Below are 13628 nucleotides of genomic sequence, written 5' to 3' on the forward strand. Positions count from 1 at the left end.
ACTATCGCACATAATTATTATAAGACAATTGCTTGCTGAAGGCGCAATAGCTGAAGAACTACCAACTTTCACAAAGATAAGAGAAATCAGCAGATCAAGGGGTCGAAGACGGGCCGGGCGGGTGGGGAGCTCGCCTGCCGTTTCGTTGGCCGCAGGGAGAAACCGGAAAAATCCCTGCGTTCTCCATCTCCGTCATGTCCGGTTGACACGGCCCGTCTTCCCTTGGCAAACCTCGGTTCGGAGGAATTGTTCCAAAAAGAGCGTATGTGTTTCCGTTGCCGGTCAACGGAACCCGAAGGCGTCGACGGAATTCCATCCGAACATCGTCCCGCCGCACGGACCCCGACATGACCCTTGAGCAGACTTTCGCCTTCGTCGTCATCGCGCTTATGATGGCGGCGTTCATATGGGGAAGGTTCCGCTACGATCTGGTCGCCTGCTGTTCGCTTCTTTTGGCGCTGGCGCTTGGCATCGTTCCCTTCGACAAGGCCTTTTCCGGCTTTTCCGACGATATCGTCATCATCGTCGCTAGCGCCCTGATGGTGAGCGCGGCCGTTGCCCGCTCCGGCATCGTCAATCTGGCGGTGAAGCGCTTCTTTCCCAATCTCATCTCGAAACAGAGCCAGCTCGCGCTGCTGCTCGTCTCTGTCGCGGTGCTGTCGGCCTTCATCAAGAATATCGGCGCGCTGGCCATCATGATGCCGCTCGCCTTCCAGTTCGCCAAGAAATCCAGTACGTCGGCCTCGAAATTCCTGATGCCCATGGCCTTTGCCGCTCTCCTCGGCGGCCTGATGACCCAGATCGGCACCTCGCCCAACATCGTCGTTTCGCGGCTGCGCCAGGAAATCACCGGCGAGAGCTTCACCATGTTCGACTTCACGCCCGTCGGCGCGGTGCTGGCGGCCTGCGGCATCCTCTTTATGCTGTTTTTCAACCGCATCGTGCCGGAGCGGGAGAACGGCAATGCGAGCATCGAGGAATCGCTGGAGGCCTCTGCCTATTCCTCCGATGCAACGGTTGAGGAAGGCTCGCCCTCGGTCGGAAAATCCCTCAATGAAGTGCTGCGCAACGGCGACGGCGACGTGATCGCCACCGCCATCATTCGCGGCCACGTCCATCTCACGCCGCTCCCCGACGTGCGGCTCGCCGCAGGCGACACGATACTGATGGAGGGCACGGCGAGCGCGCTCGACAAGGTGGTCTCCGCCGCCGGCCTGGCGCTTTCCGGCAAGCCGATCCAGGCCGGTCGCGGCGAAGCCGACGAGATCAGCGCCATCGAGGTGGTCGTCGGCAACGAATCCCGTCTCATCGACATCTCCGCCCGCTCCATCGCCCTCTTCCATTCCTACGGCATCAATCTGCTCGCCGTCAGCCGCCAGGGCCAGCGCCTACGCGAAAAGCTCTCCGCCGTGCGGCTGCGCCCCGGCGACGTGATCGTCATTCAGGGCAACAACCGGGCGCTGCCAACCCTATTGCCGGAACTCGGCCTGCTGCCGCTAGCGCAACGCGAAATTCTGCTCGGCTCGCCGCGCCGAGCGATCATTCCCGTGCTGGTCCTGATTGCCGCCATGGCATCCACCGCGCTCGGCCTCGTGCCGGTCGCGACCGGTTTCTTCGCCGCCGCCGTCGCGATGGTGCTGTTTCGCGCCGTGCCGCTGCGCGAGGCCTATGGAGCGCTCGACGGACCGATCCTCGTGATGCTCGCCGCCCTCATTCCCGTTTCCGACAGCCTGCGCACGACAGGCGCCAGCGAACTCATCGCCGGCTGGCTCGGCGCGGTTGCCGTACACCTGCCGCCCTTCGGCGCGCTCGCACTTATCCTGCTCACCGCCATGGCGGTGACACCCTTCCTCAACAACGCCGCGACCGTGCTCGTCATGGCGCCGATTGCCGCGAGTTTCGCGGGCGCCCTGCATTACAAGCCAGAGGCCTTCCTGATGGCGGTGGCGATCGGCGCGGGCTGCGACTTCCTCACGCCCGTCGGTCACCAGTGCAACACGCTGGTCATGGGTCCGGGCGGCTACAAATTCGCCGATTATCCGCGCGTCGGCCTGCCGCTCTCCTTCCTCATCGTGCTCGTCAGCATTCCAGCACTGCTCGTCGTCTGGCCGCTGCAATAGCGCAGGCGGAGTTTTTCTTGACGCGCCGGGCTGAATATGGTCTCAACCAGCCCAACGGAAAGCCCCTTCCGCCCATGTAAAACGGCGCAAAACCGGGCTCTTCCTCCCATAAGTCAAGACGGGCCCCATCATGAGCACTTCCGGAACCGCGTCCGGCGTTCGCGTACGCATCGCACCCTCCCCGACCGGCGAACCCCACGTCGGCACCGCCTATATCGCGCTGTTCAACTATCTCTTCGCCAAGAAGAACAACGGCACCTTCATCCTGCGCATCGAGGATACGGACGCCACGCGCTCGACGCCGGAATTCGAACAGAAGGTGCTGGATGCGCTGAAATGGTGCGGCCTGGAATGGTCCGAAGGTCCCGATATCGGCGGCCCCTACGGTCCCTATCGCCAGTCCGACCGCAAGGACATCTATCGCCCCTACGTCGACAAGATCGTCGCCAACGGCCATGGCTTCAAGTGTTTCTGCACGCCCGAGCGGCTGGAGCAGATGCGCGAGGCCCAGCGCGCCGCCGGCAAGCCGCCCAAATATGACGGCCTCTGCCTGCATCTGACGGCAGAAGAAGTCACCAAGCGCGTCGACGCCGGCGAGCCGCATGTCGTGCGCATGAAGATCCCGACCGAGGGCTCCTGCAAGTTCGTCGACGGCGTCTACGGCCCGGTCGAAATCCCGTGGGAAGCCGTCGACATGCAGGTCCTGCTCAAGGCCGACGGCATGCCGACCTATCACATGGCGAACGTGGTCGACGACCACATGATGAAGATCACCCATGTGGCGCGCGGCGAGGAATGGCTGGCCTCCGTGCCCAAGCACATCCTCATCTATCAATATCTCGGCCTCGAGCCGCCGGTCTTCATGCACCTGTCGCTGATGCGCAATCACGACAAGTCGAAGCTGTCGAAACGCAAGAACCCGACCTCGATCTCCTATTATTCGGCGCTTGGCTACCTGCCGGAAGCGCTGATGAACTTCCTCGGCCTGTTCTTCATCCAGATCGCCGAGGGCGAAGAGCTCTTGACCATGGATCAGCTCGCCGAAAAGTTCGACCCGGAGAACCTCTCCAAGGCCGGCGCGATCTTCGACATCCAGAAACTCGACTGGCTGAACGGCCGCTGGCTGCGCGAAAAGCTGACCGAAGAGGAATTCGCCGCCCGCGTGCTGAACTGGGCGATGGAAAACGATCGCATCCGCCAGGGCCTGAAGCTGTCGCAGTCGCGCATCTCCAAGCTCGGCGAACTGCCCGATCTCGCCGGCTTCCTCCTGAAGTCCGATCTCGGCCTGACGCCGGAGGCTTTTGCCAAGGTGAAATCCACCCCGGAAGAAATTCTGGACGTGCTCAACCAGGTGCAGCCGGACCTCGAAAAGATGCCGGAATGGACCGTCGAGAGCATCGAGGCGGAACTGCGCGCCAGCGCCGACCGGCTCGGCAAGAAGCTCAAGGTTGTCGTCGCCCCGCTGTTCGTGGCCGTCTCCGGCTCGTCGCGCTCGCTGCCGCTGTTCGACTCGATGGCCATCCTCGGCCGTTCCGTCGTGCGCCAGCGCCTGAAGGTCGCCGCACAGGTGGTGGCCTCGATGGTTGGCAGCGGGAAATGACCGCGGCAATATACAGGCTCTTGAAACAGCTGGATAACGCCGGACTTCATTATAACCTGCAGCGGCACAGGCCAGACACAATAGATGTTACAATCACGATCGTAGGCAAGCGCATTGAGGTCGCCGTCTTTGACGACGACCATATGGAAGTATCCCAGTTCCTGGGCAACGAGGACGTTGAAGACGAAGATTACCTTCAAAACATCCTCAGCGGGGAAATCGAATACGACCAGATAGCCCGTGACGGCTCTACGACGATCGAACCGAAAAACGCCGACGGAAACGACCAATGACCGACACGAAGACAGAAACCGCCCTTTCCTCCGATCCGACGGAGGTCCGCCGCCAAAAGCTCGCGCAGCTGCGCGAGACGATCGGCGACGTCTATCCGGCGCATTTCCACCGCACGATGACCAATGCGGAACTGGCGGAGAAATATGAGGGCCTGGAGCCCGACACCGAGAGCGGCGACACCGTGACGGTCGCCGGCCGCGTCTATTCCTCGCGCAATTCCGGCATGTTCATGGACATCCATGATGCCTCGGGCAAGATCCAGATCTTCAGCCACAAGGACACGACGCCGGAGGAAGCCCGTGCGCTGCTGCCGATGATCGACATCGGCGACATCATCGGCGTCACCGGCACTGTGCGCCGCACCAAGCGCGGCGAACTGACGATCAACACGCAAGAGATCGTCATGCTGACCAAGTCGCTTCTTCCCATGCCGGAGAAGTGGAACGGCATTGCCGACGTCGAGATCCGCTATCGCAAGCGTCACCTCGACATCATGAGCAACGAGGAATCGAAGCTGCGCTTCCAGCAGCGTTCGAAGATCGTTTCGGGCATCCGCCGCTTCATGGAAAACGACGGCTTCATGGAAGTCGAGACGCCTATGCTGCACTCGGTGTACGGCGGCGCGACGGCCGAGCCCTTCAAGACGCACCACAACACGCTGAAGCTCGACATGTACCTGCGCATCGCGCCGGAACTGTTTTTGAAGCGCACGCTGGTCTCCGGCCTCACCGACAAGGTGTTCGAGATCAACCGCAACTTCCGCAATGAGGGCGTGTCGACGAGGCACAATCCCGAATTCACGATGATGGAGTGCTACTGGGCCTATGCCGACTACGAGGACATCATGGACCTCGTGGAACGTCTGTTCGCCGAGCTGGCCGTCAAGATCCATGGCTCGACCGAGTTCGCCTATGGCGACAAGGAAATCTCCTTCAAGGGCCCGTTCAAGCGCGTGCCGATGCCCGACGCCGTCAAGGAAGCGACCGGCATCGATTTCCTCGCCATCAAGACGGACGAGGAAGCCCGCGCCGCCGCCAAGGCTGCCGGCTTCGAAGTCGAGAAGGACTGGACCTGGGGCGAATGCCTCGCCTTCATCTTCGAGGAGAAGGTCGAGGGTACGCTGATCCAGCCGAGCCACGTCACGCATTTCCCGAAGGACATCTCGCCCTTCGCCAAGGAAGTGCCGGGCGAGCCGCGCCTCGTCGAGCGTTTCGAGACCTATTGCAACACCTGGGAACTCGGCAACGCCTTCTCTGAGCTGAACGACCCGGAAGAGCAGCGCGCCCGCATGGTCGAGCAGCTCGAACAGGCGCATGCCCGCGGTGAAAAGTCCAAGCAGCTCGATGACGAGTTCCTGGACGCTATCGATCAGGGCATGCCGCCCGCCGGTGGCCTCGGCATCGGCGTCGACCGCCTGATCATGCTGCTCACCAATGCCCCGTCGATCCGCGACGTCATCCTCTTCCCGGCCCGCCGGGCAAAGGCCGACTAAGGTCAGCAAGACGCGCAGACATTGATGCCGCCACTTCGGTGAAACGAGATGGCGGCATTTTTGTTTTGGGCTGAATTTTGAAATGGGTCTTCGCCGCGCAGAGGCGCGCGGTCTAAGCTCAGGCGTCAGTGTTCGCTTGAAGCGACCTCGTGCGAGCCTTCTTCGGCCGCCTCGGCGTGGTCGCCACCTTCGGCCGGCGCCTCGTGGCCGCCTTCCGCAGCCTCGCCGTGCCCACCCTCGGCCGCCTCGCCATGGCCGCCTTCCGCCTTCGCTTCGCCGTGGCCGGCGCTTTCGCCATGCCCGCCCTCTTCGGCAACGGCATTGGGGTCGACACAATCCTCCCGCTCTTCCATGGCGGTCACGATGGTCTTGATCTCGTCCAGCGAGAGTTCCTTGCGCGCACCGTAGAACTCGCCATTCTCGGCGGGCTTCCCGTCCGTATAGCGAGCGACGAAGGGTGCTGTCATGCCGGGAATGGCGGCGGGATTGCGGGCGAACAGCACTTCGGCGCCGATGGCGCGGCCGCGCATGTCGGCACGGTTTTGCGGGCCTGCGGCATCGAGCAGGATAACCTGGTAGAGATCGGCCTTCTCATGATTGGAAACGGCACCGGCAACACGCAGCGCCGTCTTGATGCGCACGTCCGCCTCCTTGGCCTCCGAGCGCACATATCGGCGTAGCCATTGCTGGCCGTTGCGATCCAGCCGCACGGTGGTGACGAGCGTGCAGGCCGCACCGGACACCTGCTCGGCCGGCGGCCCAAGCAGCGCTTCGCGCCCGACGATGATGGCGGCTGCACCCGAGGCGCCGGTCAGCACCATGACACCGGCGACGATGATCAGAAGCTTGCGGGACAGGCGAAAGGACGTCGGGAGCAGCTTCACGGGCGGCAACTTCTCTTAAAACGCAGGAACACGAACGCGCCGAGAGCGCGCGAACTTTGCGCACTCTACAGGCAATCGCGTTTCGGAAGTTTTAAACGGCAGCGTCCGATTTCGAGACGGTTTTTGCGAATGATTTGCAATAGCGTTGACAGTCGGCAAAAGCCCCCTATAGTTTAATGCAACTCATTCGCAAAAGCAGATCAGGACATCCTATGCTCCGCCGATCCTTCAATGCCCTTCTTGCAAGCCTGCCCCTCGTGATGACCACCCCCGCGCTCGCGCAGGAGAAGCCCAAGGTGGTCACGACCTTCACCATCATCGCCGACATCGCGGCGAATGTGGCGGGCGACGCGGCAACCGTGGAATCGATCACCAAGCCGGGCGCCGAGATCCACAACTACCAGCCGACGCCGCGCGATATCCTGAAGGCGCAGGACGCCAAGCTCGTTCTGTGGAATGGCCTCAACCTCGAACTCTGGTTCCAGAAGTTCCTGCGCAATCTCGGCGACGTGCCGAACGTGACCGTCAGCGACGGCATCCAGCCGATGAGCATCGTGGAAGGCCCCTACCAGGGCAAGCCGAACCCGCATGCCTGGATGTCGCCGGACAATGCACTCATCTATGTCGAGAACATCCGCAAGGCGCTCGGCGCGCTCGACCCGGCCCATGCCGCGACCTATGACGCCAACGCCAAGGCCTACAGCGACAAGATCAAAGCGCTCGGCGAGGAGATGAAGGCGAAGATCGGCGCGCTGCCGGAAGAAAAGCGCTGGCTCGTCACCAGCGAAGGCGCCTTCTCCTATCTCACGCGCGATTTCGGCCTGAAGGAACTCTTCCTCTGGCCGATCAATGCCGACCAGCAGGGCACGCCCAAGCAGGTCAAGGCGGTGATCGATGCGGTGCGCGAGCACAATATCCACGTCGTCTTCTCCGAAAGCACCGTCTCGGCCGATCCGGCCAAGCAGGTCGCCGCCGAAACGGGCGCGGCCTATGGCGGCGTGCTCTATGTCGACTCCCTGAGTGAGGCCGACGGTCCGGTGCCGACCTATCTCGACCTGCTGCGCGTCACCTCCGAGACCATCGTGAAAGGCCTTTCGCAATGATGATGGGCAGCAAGACGAAGAAGGTCGACGGGATCGTCGCCGAGGATGTCACCGTCACCTATCGCAACGGCCACACGGCGCTGACCCATGCCAGCTTCTCCGTGCCGAAGGGCACGATCACCGCGCTGGTCGGCGTCAACGGCGCCGGCAAATCCACGCTGTTCAAGGCGATCATGGGCTTTGTGCCGATTGCCGCCGGCAAGGTGACAATCCTCGGGCTTTCCGTGCGGGAGGCGCTGAAGAAGAATCTCGTCGCCTATGTGCCGCAGGCTGAGGAAGTCGACTGGACTTTCCCTGTTCTGGTCGAGGACGTGGTCATGATGGGCCGCTACGGCCATATGAACTGGCTGCGCATCCCGAGCAAACACGACCATGACATGGTCGAGGAAGCGCTGGAGCGGGTCAACATGTCCGCCTTCCGCAAGCGCCAGATCGGCGAACTCTCCGGCGGCCAGCGCAAGCGCGTTTTCCTTGCCCGCGCGTTGGCGCAGGAGGGCCAGGTCATCCTGCTCGACGAGCCCTTCACCGGGGTCGACGTGACGACGGAAGAGCAGATTATCGAACTGCTCGGCAAGCTGCGCGACGAAGGCCGCGTCATGCTGGTCTCCACCCACAATCTCGGCAGCGTGCCGGATTTCTGCGACCGCACGGTCTTCGTCAAAGGCACGGTCATCGCGTCCGGCCCGACGGCGGGAACCTTCACCGAGGCCAATCTGGAGCGCGCCTTTGGCGGCGTGCTGCGCCATTTCATCCTCGGCGGCCACGATCTGCACGACGACGAGGACAAGCGCTCCGTTAAGGTCATCACCGACGACGAGCGCCCCTTCGTCATCTACAGCGATCGCGAGCAGGAGAAGACGCCGTGATCGACTCCCTGCTGGAACCCTTCGGCTACGGCTACATGGTCAATGCCATGTGGGTGAGCGCGCTCGTCGGCTGCATCTGCGGCTTCCTGTCGGCCTATCTCATGCTGAAGGGCTGGTCGCTGATCGGCGATGCGCTCTCCCATTCCATCGTGCCGGGCGTTGCCGGCGCCTATATGCTGGGCCTACCCTTCGCGGCCGGCGCCTTCCTCTCCGGCGGGCTTGCCGCCGCCGCCATGCTCTTTCTCAACCGCCAGACGCGGCTCAAGGAAGATGCGATCATCGGCATGATCTTCTCCTCCTTCTTCGGGCTTGGCCTGTTCATGGTGTCGCTCTCGCCAACGCCGGTGAACATCCAGACCATCGTGCTCGGCAATATCCTGGCGATCACGCCGGAGGACACGATCCAGCTCGCCGTCATCGGCGTGGTGACGCTGGTCATCCTGCTTCTCAAATGGAAAGACCTGATGGTCACCTTCTTCGACGAGAGCCATGCCCGCTCGATCGGCCTCAATCCGACCGGCCTGAAAATCCTGTTCTTCACGCTGCTCAGCGCCTCAACGGTCGCCGCCATGCAGACGGTCGGCGCCTTCCTCGTCGTCGCCATGGTGGTGACGCCGGGCGCGACGGCCTATCTTTTGACCGATCGTTTCCAGCGCCTCGTGGTGATTGCCGCAACCCTTGGCGCCGGCACCAGCTTCTTCGGCGCCTACGCCTCCTATTTCCTCGACGGCGCGACCGGCGGCATCATCGTCGTGCTGCAGACGGCGATCTTCCTCCTCGCCTTCCTCTTCGCACCGAAACACGGCCTGCTCGCCGCCCGCCGCCGCAGCCGGCTGGCGCTTGAAACCGCACAAGGCGCCCAGCCATGACCGAGACGCTCGAACTCGCCCTCCTGCCCTTCCAGCTCGCCTTCATGCAGAACGCCTTTCTGGTGACGCTGACCATTGCCGTGCCGATGGCGCTGCTCTCCTGCTATCTCGTGCTGAAGGGCTGGTCGCTGATGGGGGATGCGGTCTCGCATGCCGTGCTGCCGGGCGTCGTCATCGCCTATGTCGTCGGCCTGCCCTTCGCCGCAGGCGCCTTCGTCGCCGGCCTCACCTGCGCGCTCGCCGCCGGTTACCTCAAGGACAACAGCCGCGTGAAGGAGGATACCGTCCTCGGCATCGTCTTTTCCGGCATGTTCGCGCTCGGCCTTGTCCTCTATGTGAAGATCCAGCCGGATATCCATCTCGACCATATCCTCTTCGGCGACATGCTCGGCATCGCCGCCTCGGACCTCATCGAAACCGGCGTGATCGCCCTCGCCTCGACCGGCTTCATCCTCATCTTCCGCAAGGACCTTTTGGTGCACGCCTTCGACCGCCAGCACGCCTCGGCCATCGGCCTGCCGGTGAACCTGCTGCACTACGGCCTGCTGGCGGTGCTGTCGCTGGTCGTCGTCGGCGCGTTGAAGGCGGTCGGCATCATTCTTGCCATCGCCATGCTTGTGGCGCCCGGCGCCATCGCCGCCCTGCTCACCCGGCGCTTCCCGAGCATGCTGCTCGTCGCCGTCAGCGTGGCGGTCGGCGCCTCCTTCTTCGGCATCTGGCTAAGCTTCATCATCGACAGTGCCCCCGCACCGACGATCGTTCTGCTCATGACCATCCTGTTTGTTATCGCCTTCCTGCGGCAAGCGCTGCAAAACCGGAAGCCCGGCGCGAAGGCCGGGCAACGGGCGACGATGTCATCACAGGCATCGGATCAATAGACGTCGACGACCCGGTTCTCGCACTTGCGGACATGCTCGAAGTAGAGATTGCCGTAGGCGTCGTGGCGACGGACCTTCTCGACCATGCAGAAGACGTCACCCTTGACCTTCACATAGCGAGGGCGCTGGTTGATGACGCGCAGGTACTCCTGGCCGTCACTGCCGTGACCGCCGTTGCCGCCACGGCCTCCACCATTGTCACCCCGGCTCTGAGCCATGGCGACGCCAGCGAAGGACGATGCGAAGGTTGCGACGGCAAGGATGGTTACGATCGATTTTTTCATGGGACTTTCTCCTCTCTAAGGGGGAACAGGATTGTCCGTTCCGTGAGAAGAAAGATCGCATAACCCGCCATTTCCGGCTGTTCCCCATGGCACATGGCCAGCGTCGCGGCATAGGGAAGCGCCGGTCGACAGCTTTGCCTTTTCCGTCTATCGTCCGCCGCAATCGCCCGCCGGACATCGCATCCGGCGGCAAAAGACCAGAATACCAACGCATACGGGACACCATGGCGCATATCGGTATCGTCGGCGGCGGGCTTATCGGCTGCGCCTCAGCGCTGCATTTGCTCGAACAGGGCCACACCGTCACCATTCTCGAACGGGATGCCGGGGGCCTGCCGGCCTCCGTCGGCAATGCCGGCATTCTCGCAACGCCGGAGATCGATCCGATCGCGCGGCCGGACATGTTGCTGTCCGTGCCGAAATGGCTGCTCGATCCGCTCGGCCCACTCACCCTGCGCTGGCAGGACCTGCCCGCGCTGACGCCCTGGCTCATCCGGCTCCTGCTTTCGGCCCGCGCAAGCAAGGTCGCCGCCAGCCGCGCCGCCCTGCTGTATCTCATGAAGACCGCCGAGGCCGATCATCTGCGCCTCGGTCAGTTCGTCGGAATTTCCGGCCATATCCGCGACACCGGCGCGATGACGGTATTCGACAACGCCGCCACCCGCGACAAGGTCTTTGCGCATGAGACCGAGAACGCGAAGCTGATCGGCTGCAATGTCGAAAAGCTCGATGTGGAAGAAGCCCGCCGCCGCGTGCCGGCTTTGCAGGGCGCCTTTGCCGGCGCGATCTTCAACGACGGACACAAGACGTTCGAATATCCGTTGACCTTCCTGCGTCGCCTGCAAGCAGCGCTGCGCGAGCGCGCCGCTCTGGTCGATGCCACCGTCTCCTCCGTCGCCCAGGCCGAGAGTGGTGTCCTCGTGCGCACCGAAGGCGGGGGCGAATTCACCTTCGACAAGCTGGCAATCACCGCCGGCATCTGGTCGCGCCGCTTCGTGGCCGATCTCGGCCTGAAGGTGCTGCTCGAAACCGAGCGCGGCTACAACACCACCTTCATGAACCCGTCGACCACGCTGGAAATGCCCGTCTTCTTCGGCGACCATGGCTTCGTCGCGACACCCTTCGAAAACGCGTTGCGCATCGGCGGTGCCGTCGAGCTCGCCGCGCCGGAAGCGCCCGCCAATTACAAACGCGCCGCCGCCATGCGCCGGAAGATGCGCCGCTACGTGCCGGACCTTCAGGAAGACGGCGGGACGGAATGGATGGGCCGCCGCCCCTCCACGCCGGACTCGATCCCCGTCATCAGCCTGCATCCGCGCGATCCGCGCATCGCCTTCGCTTTCGGCCACGGTCATCTCGGCCTGACGCTCTCGGCAACCACCGGCCGCCATGTAGCGCGGCTGCTGGCCGGTGACGGCGAAAGCGCGCTTGTCCCCTTTTCCATCACCCGCTTCCAGTAAGCGCGCGATCCCTTCACAAAAACAACAAGAAAGGTCCCGCCATGCACAAGGTCATCTTCGATACGGATCCCGGCGTCGACGACGCCATGGCCCTGCTCTTCCTGCACAATCACCCCGATATCGACCTCATCGGCATCACCACCGTCTTCGGCAATGCCGCAATCGAGACCACGACGCGCAACGCGCTGTTCCTGAAGCGCGAATGGGGCATTTCGGCGCCGGTCGCGCGTGGTGAAGGCAAGACCTACAATCCCATGCGCAACCCGGTCGACTGGCCGGTGATGATCCATGGCCATGACGGGCTCGGCAACATCAACGTGCCCGAGACGATCGACCTGCCGGTCGATCCGCGCAGCGCGCCGCGCTTCATCATCGAGACGGTGCGCGCCAATCCCGGCGAGGTCACGCTGATCGCCGTCGGCCGCATGTCGAACCTCGCCTATGCGCTGAGGGAAGACCCGGAGATTGCCGGCCTCGTCAAGCAGGTCATCATCATGGGCGGCGCCTTCGACGTGCCCGGCAACATCACGCCCGCCGCCGAAGCCAATATCCACGGCGACCCTGAAGCCGCCGATGCGGTGATGACCGCACCATGGAAAGTCGTCGTCGTCGGCCTCGACGTGACGATGAAGACCGTCATGACGCGCCGGCGGCTGGCCGAACTCACCGCGCAGAACGGCACGCATCTGAAGCTGCTCTCCGACATCTCGCAGTTCTATATCGACTTCTACGGCCGGCACGTGAAGGACGAGGGCATGGTGGTGCATGACAGCTGCGCCTGCATCTATCTCGTCGCGCCCGAGCTCTTCACCACCCGCAGCGGCGCGATCCGCGTCGTGGCCGGCGGGATCGCCGACGGCCAGACGATCCAGAAGCCCGACGCTCGCAGTTTCCCGCCCGGCAACTGGGATGATCTGCCGAGCCAGCACGCCTGCATCGGCATCGATGCGGACAAGGTGATGGCGCTGCTCGACGAAACACTCGTCCGCTGAACCCTACCGCGGCCGGTGACTGCCACCGGCCGCATCCCGTCCGCAACTATTGCGCCGTACCCGGCAATTGCCAGTCGATCGGCTTGCGTCCGTGCTTTTCGAGGAAGGCATTCGCCTTCGAAAACGGTTTCGTGCCGAAGAAGCCGTTATGCGCCGAGAGCGGCGAGGGATGCGGTGAGCGCAGCACGAGATGGCGTTTGCTGTCGACGAAGGCAGCCTTCTTCTGCGCGTAGGAGCCCCAGAGGATGAAGACGACGGGCTTTTCCTGCTCGTTGACCGCGCGGATGACGGCGTCCGTGAACCGCTCCCAGCCCTTGCCCTGGTGGGACGCGGCGCGGCCCATTTCCACGGTCAGCACGCTGTTCAGCAAAAGCACGCCCTGTTTGGCCCAATGCTCCAGAAAGCCATGACGGGCCGGCGGGATGCCGAGATCGTCCTGCATTTCCTTGTAGATATTGACGAGCGACGGCGGAATGCGCACGCCGGGCTGTACCGAAAAGCACAGGCCATGCGCCTGCCCCTCGCCGTGATAGGGGTCCTGCCCGAGAATGACGACGCGCACCTCATCGAGCGGCGTGAGGTCGAGCGCGCGAAAATACTCAGGCCCCTTCGGGAAGATACGGCGCCCCTCCTGCTTCTGCTCCAGCAGGAAAGCCTTCAGATCGGCCATATAGGGGCTGGAAAATTCCGCAGCCAGCGGCTCCTTCCAGCTTTCGCCGATTTTCACATCCGTCGCGACCATCGTCATCTCCTTCGATGAGAGGAGCTTAACGCCGGACATCCAGA

13 protein-coding genes are annotated in these 13628 nt (G+C 63.1%); 10 read left to right on the plus strand and 3 right to left on the minus strand.

The window, feature by feature from the left end; genetic code table 11:
• Nucleotides 1-347: 347 nt before the first annotated feature.
• From D0Y60_RS14415 to lysS, 4 genes are all read left to right on the plus strand, one after another.
• Nucleotides 348-2120 (plus strand): SLC13 family permease, encoded by a 1773-nt coding sequence (locus D0Y60_RS14415; RefSeq protein ID WP_117370646.1) that lies wholly within the window; start codon nt 348-350, stop codon nt 2118-2120.
• Nucleotides 2121-2250: 130 nt separating this feature from the next.
• A complete protein-coding gene (gene gltX / locus D0Y60_RS14420; RefSeq protein WP_117370647.1) occupies nt 2251-3720 on the plus strand; it encodes a glutamate--tRNA ligase in 1470 nt (489 codons plus the stop codon).
• Nucleotides 3717-4013, plus strand: coding sequence for a hypothetical protein (locus tag D0Y60_RS14425; protein WP_199564191.1), 297 nt, complete (start codon nt 3717-3719; stop codon nt 4011-4013). The genes gltX and D0Y60_RS14425 overlap by 4 nt, the downstream gene beginning before the upstream one ends.
• On the plus strand, nt 4010-5506 hold the full coding sequence (gene lysS / locus D0Y60_RS14430; protein ID WP_117370648.1) for a lysine--tRNA ligase: 1497 nt from the start codon (nt 4010-4012) through the stop codon (nt 5504-5506). Before D0Y60_RS14425 ends, lysS begins: the two co-directional genes overlap by 4 nt.
• A gap of 125 nt (nt 5507-5631) precedes the next feature.
• Here lysS and D0Y60_RS14435 read toward each other — a convergent pair whose 3' ends face one another.
• A complete protein-coding gene (locus D0Y60_RS14435; protein WP_117370649.1) occupies nt 5632-6390 on the minus strand; it encodes a hypothetical protein in 759 nt (252 codons plus the stop codon).
• Between the two features lie 260 nt (nt 6391-6650).
• On the opposite strand from D0Y60_RS14435, the gene D0Y60_RS14440 reads away from it, so the two are divergent.
• Genes D0Y60_RS14440 through D0Y60_RS14455 form a run of 4 tightly spaced genes read left to right on the plus strand, consistent with a single transcriptional unit; the run spans nt 6651 to nt 10106 of the window.
• Nucleotides 6651-7493 (plus strand): metal ABC transporter substrate-binding protein, encoded by an 843-nt coding sequence (locus D0Y60_RS14440; RefSeq protein ID WP_281048149.1) that lies wholly within the window; start codon nt 6651-6653, stop codon nt 7491-7493.
• Nucleotides 7490-8359 carry a manganese/iron ABC transporter ATP-binding protein gene (locus D0Y60_RS14445; protein ID WP_281048145.1) on the plus strand — a complete coding sequence of 290 codons (870 nt, stop codon included), beginning with the start codon at nt 7490-7492 and terminating at the stop codon, nt 8357-8359. The genes D0Y60_RS14440 and D0Y60_RS14445 overlap by 4 nt, the downstream gene beginning before the upstream one ends.
• Nucleotides 8356-9228, plus strand: a complete 873-nt coding sequence (locus D0Y60_RS14450; protein WP_117370651.1) for a metal ABC transporter permease — start codon at nt 8356-8358, stop codon at nt 9226-9228. Before D0Y60_RS14445 ends, D0Y60_RS14450 begins: the two co-directional genes overlap by 4 nt.
• Nucleotides 9225-10106, plus strand: a complete 882-nt coding sequence (locus tag D0Y60_RS14455) for a metal ABC transporter permease (protein ID WP_117370652.1) — start codon at nt 9225-9227, stop codon at nt 10104-10106. Before D0Y60_RS14450 ends, D0Y60_RS14455 begins: the two co-directional genes overlap by 4 nt.
• Here the strand turns inward: D0Y60_RS14455 and D0Y60_RS14460 are convergent.
• Complete coding sequence (locus D0Y60_RS14460; RefSeq protein WP_117370653.1) at nt 10100-10390, minus strand: hypothetical protein; 291 nt, start codon at nt 10388-10390, stop codon at nt 10100-10102. The genes D0Y60_RS14455 and D0Y60_RS14460 overlap by 7 nt on opposite strands.
• A gap of 224 nt (nt 10391-10614) precedes the next feature.
• Here D0Y60_RS14460 and D0Y60_RS14465 point away from each other — a divergent pair, with 224 nt between their 5' ends.
• Together D0Y60_RS14465 and D0Y60_RS14470 are read left to right on the plus strand one after the other, a co-directional pair.
• Nucleotides 10615-11850 carry an FAD-binding oxidoreductase gene (locus tag D0Y60_RS14465; protein ID WP_117370654.1) on the plus strand — a complete coding sequence of 412 codons (1236 nt, stop codon included), beginning with the start codon at nt 10615-10617 and terminating at the stop codon, nt 11848-11850.
• 41 nt (nt 11851-11891) lie between these two features.
• Nucleotides 11892-12842 (plus strand): nucleoside hydrolase, encoded by a 951-nt coding sequence (locus D0Y60_RS14470; protein ID WP_117370655.1) that lies wholly within the window; start codon nt 11892-11894, stop codon nt 12840-12842.
• A 46-nt stretch (nt 12843-12888) separates the two neighbouring features.
• Here the strand turns inward: D0Y60_RS14470 and ung are convergent, their stop codons facing one another.
• A complete protein-coding gene (gene ung / locus D0Y60_RS14475) occupies nt 12889-13584 on the minus strand; it encodes a uracil-DNA glycosylase (RefSeq protein WP_117370750.1) in 696 nt (231 codons plus the stop codon).
• Nucleotides 13585-13628: the final 44 nt, after the last annotated feature.

The organism is Shinella sp. WSJ-2 (assembly GCF_003432075.1).
Taxonomy (GTDB): domain Bacteria; phylum Pseudomonadota; class Alphaproteobacteria; order Rhizobiales; family Rhizobiaceae; genus Shinella.

Bases quoted from the DNA above. Each gene is read 5' to 3' on its own strand.
- D0Y60_RS14470 (WP_117370655.1), top strand. From the start codon at position 11,892: ATGCACAAGGTCATCTTCGATACGGATCCCGGCGTCGACGACGCCATG.
- lysS (WP_117370648.1), top strand. From the start codon at position 4,010: ATGACCGACACGAAGACAGAAACCGCCCTTTCCTCCGATCCGACGGAG.
- D0Y60_RS14445 (WP_281048145.1), top strand. From the start codon at position 7,490: ATGATGATGGGCAGCAAGACGAAGAAGGTCGACGGGATCGTCGCCGAG.
- D0Y60_RS14455 (WP_117370652.1), top strand. From the start codon at position 9,225: ATGACCGAGACGCTCGAACTCGCCCTCCTGCCCTTCCAGCTCGCCTTC.
- D0Y60_RS14415 (WP_117370646.1), top strand. From the start codon at position 348: ATGACCCTTGAGCAGACTTTCGCCTTCGTCGTCATCGCGCTTATGATG.
- gltX (WP_117370647.1), top strand. From the start codon at position 2,251: ATGAGCACTTCCGGAACCGCGTCCGGCGTTCGCGTACGCATCGCACCC.
- D0Y60_RS14425 (WP_199564191.1), top strand. From the start codon at position 3,717: ATGACCGCGGCAATATACAGGCTCTTGAAACAGCTGGATAACGCCGGA.
- D0Y60_RS14460 (WP_117370653.1), bottom strand. From the start codon at position 10,390: ATGAAAAAATCGATCGTAACCATCCTTGCCGTCGCAACCTTCGCATCG.
- D0Y60_RS14465 (WP_117370654.1), top strand. From the start codon at position 10,615: ATGGCGCATATCGGTATCGTCGGCGGCGGGCTTATCGGCTGCGCCTCA.
- D0Y60_RS14440 (WP_281048149.1), top strand. From the start codon at position 6,651: ATGACCACCCCCGCGCTCGCGCAGGAGAAGCCCAAGGTGGTCACGACC.
- ung (WP_117370750.1), bottom strand. From the start codon at position 13,584: ATGGTCGCGACGGATGTGAAAATCGGCGAAAGCTGGAAGGAGCCGCTG.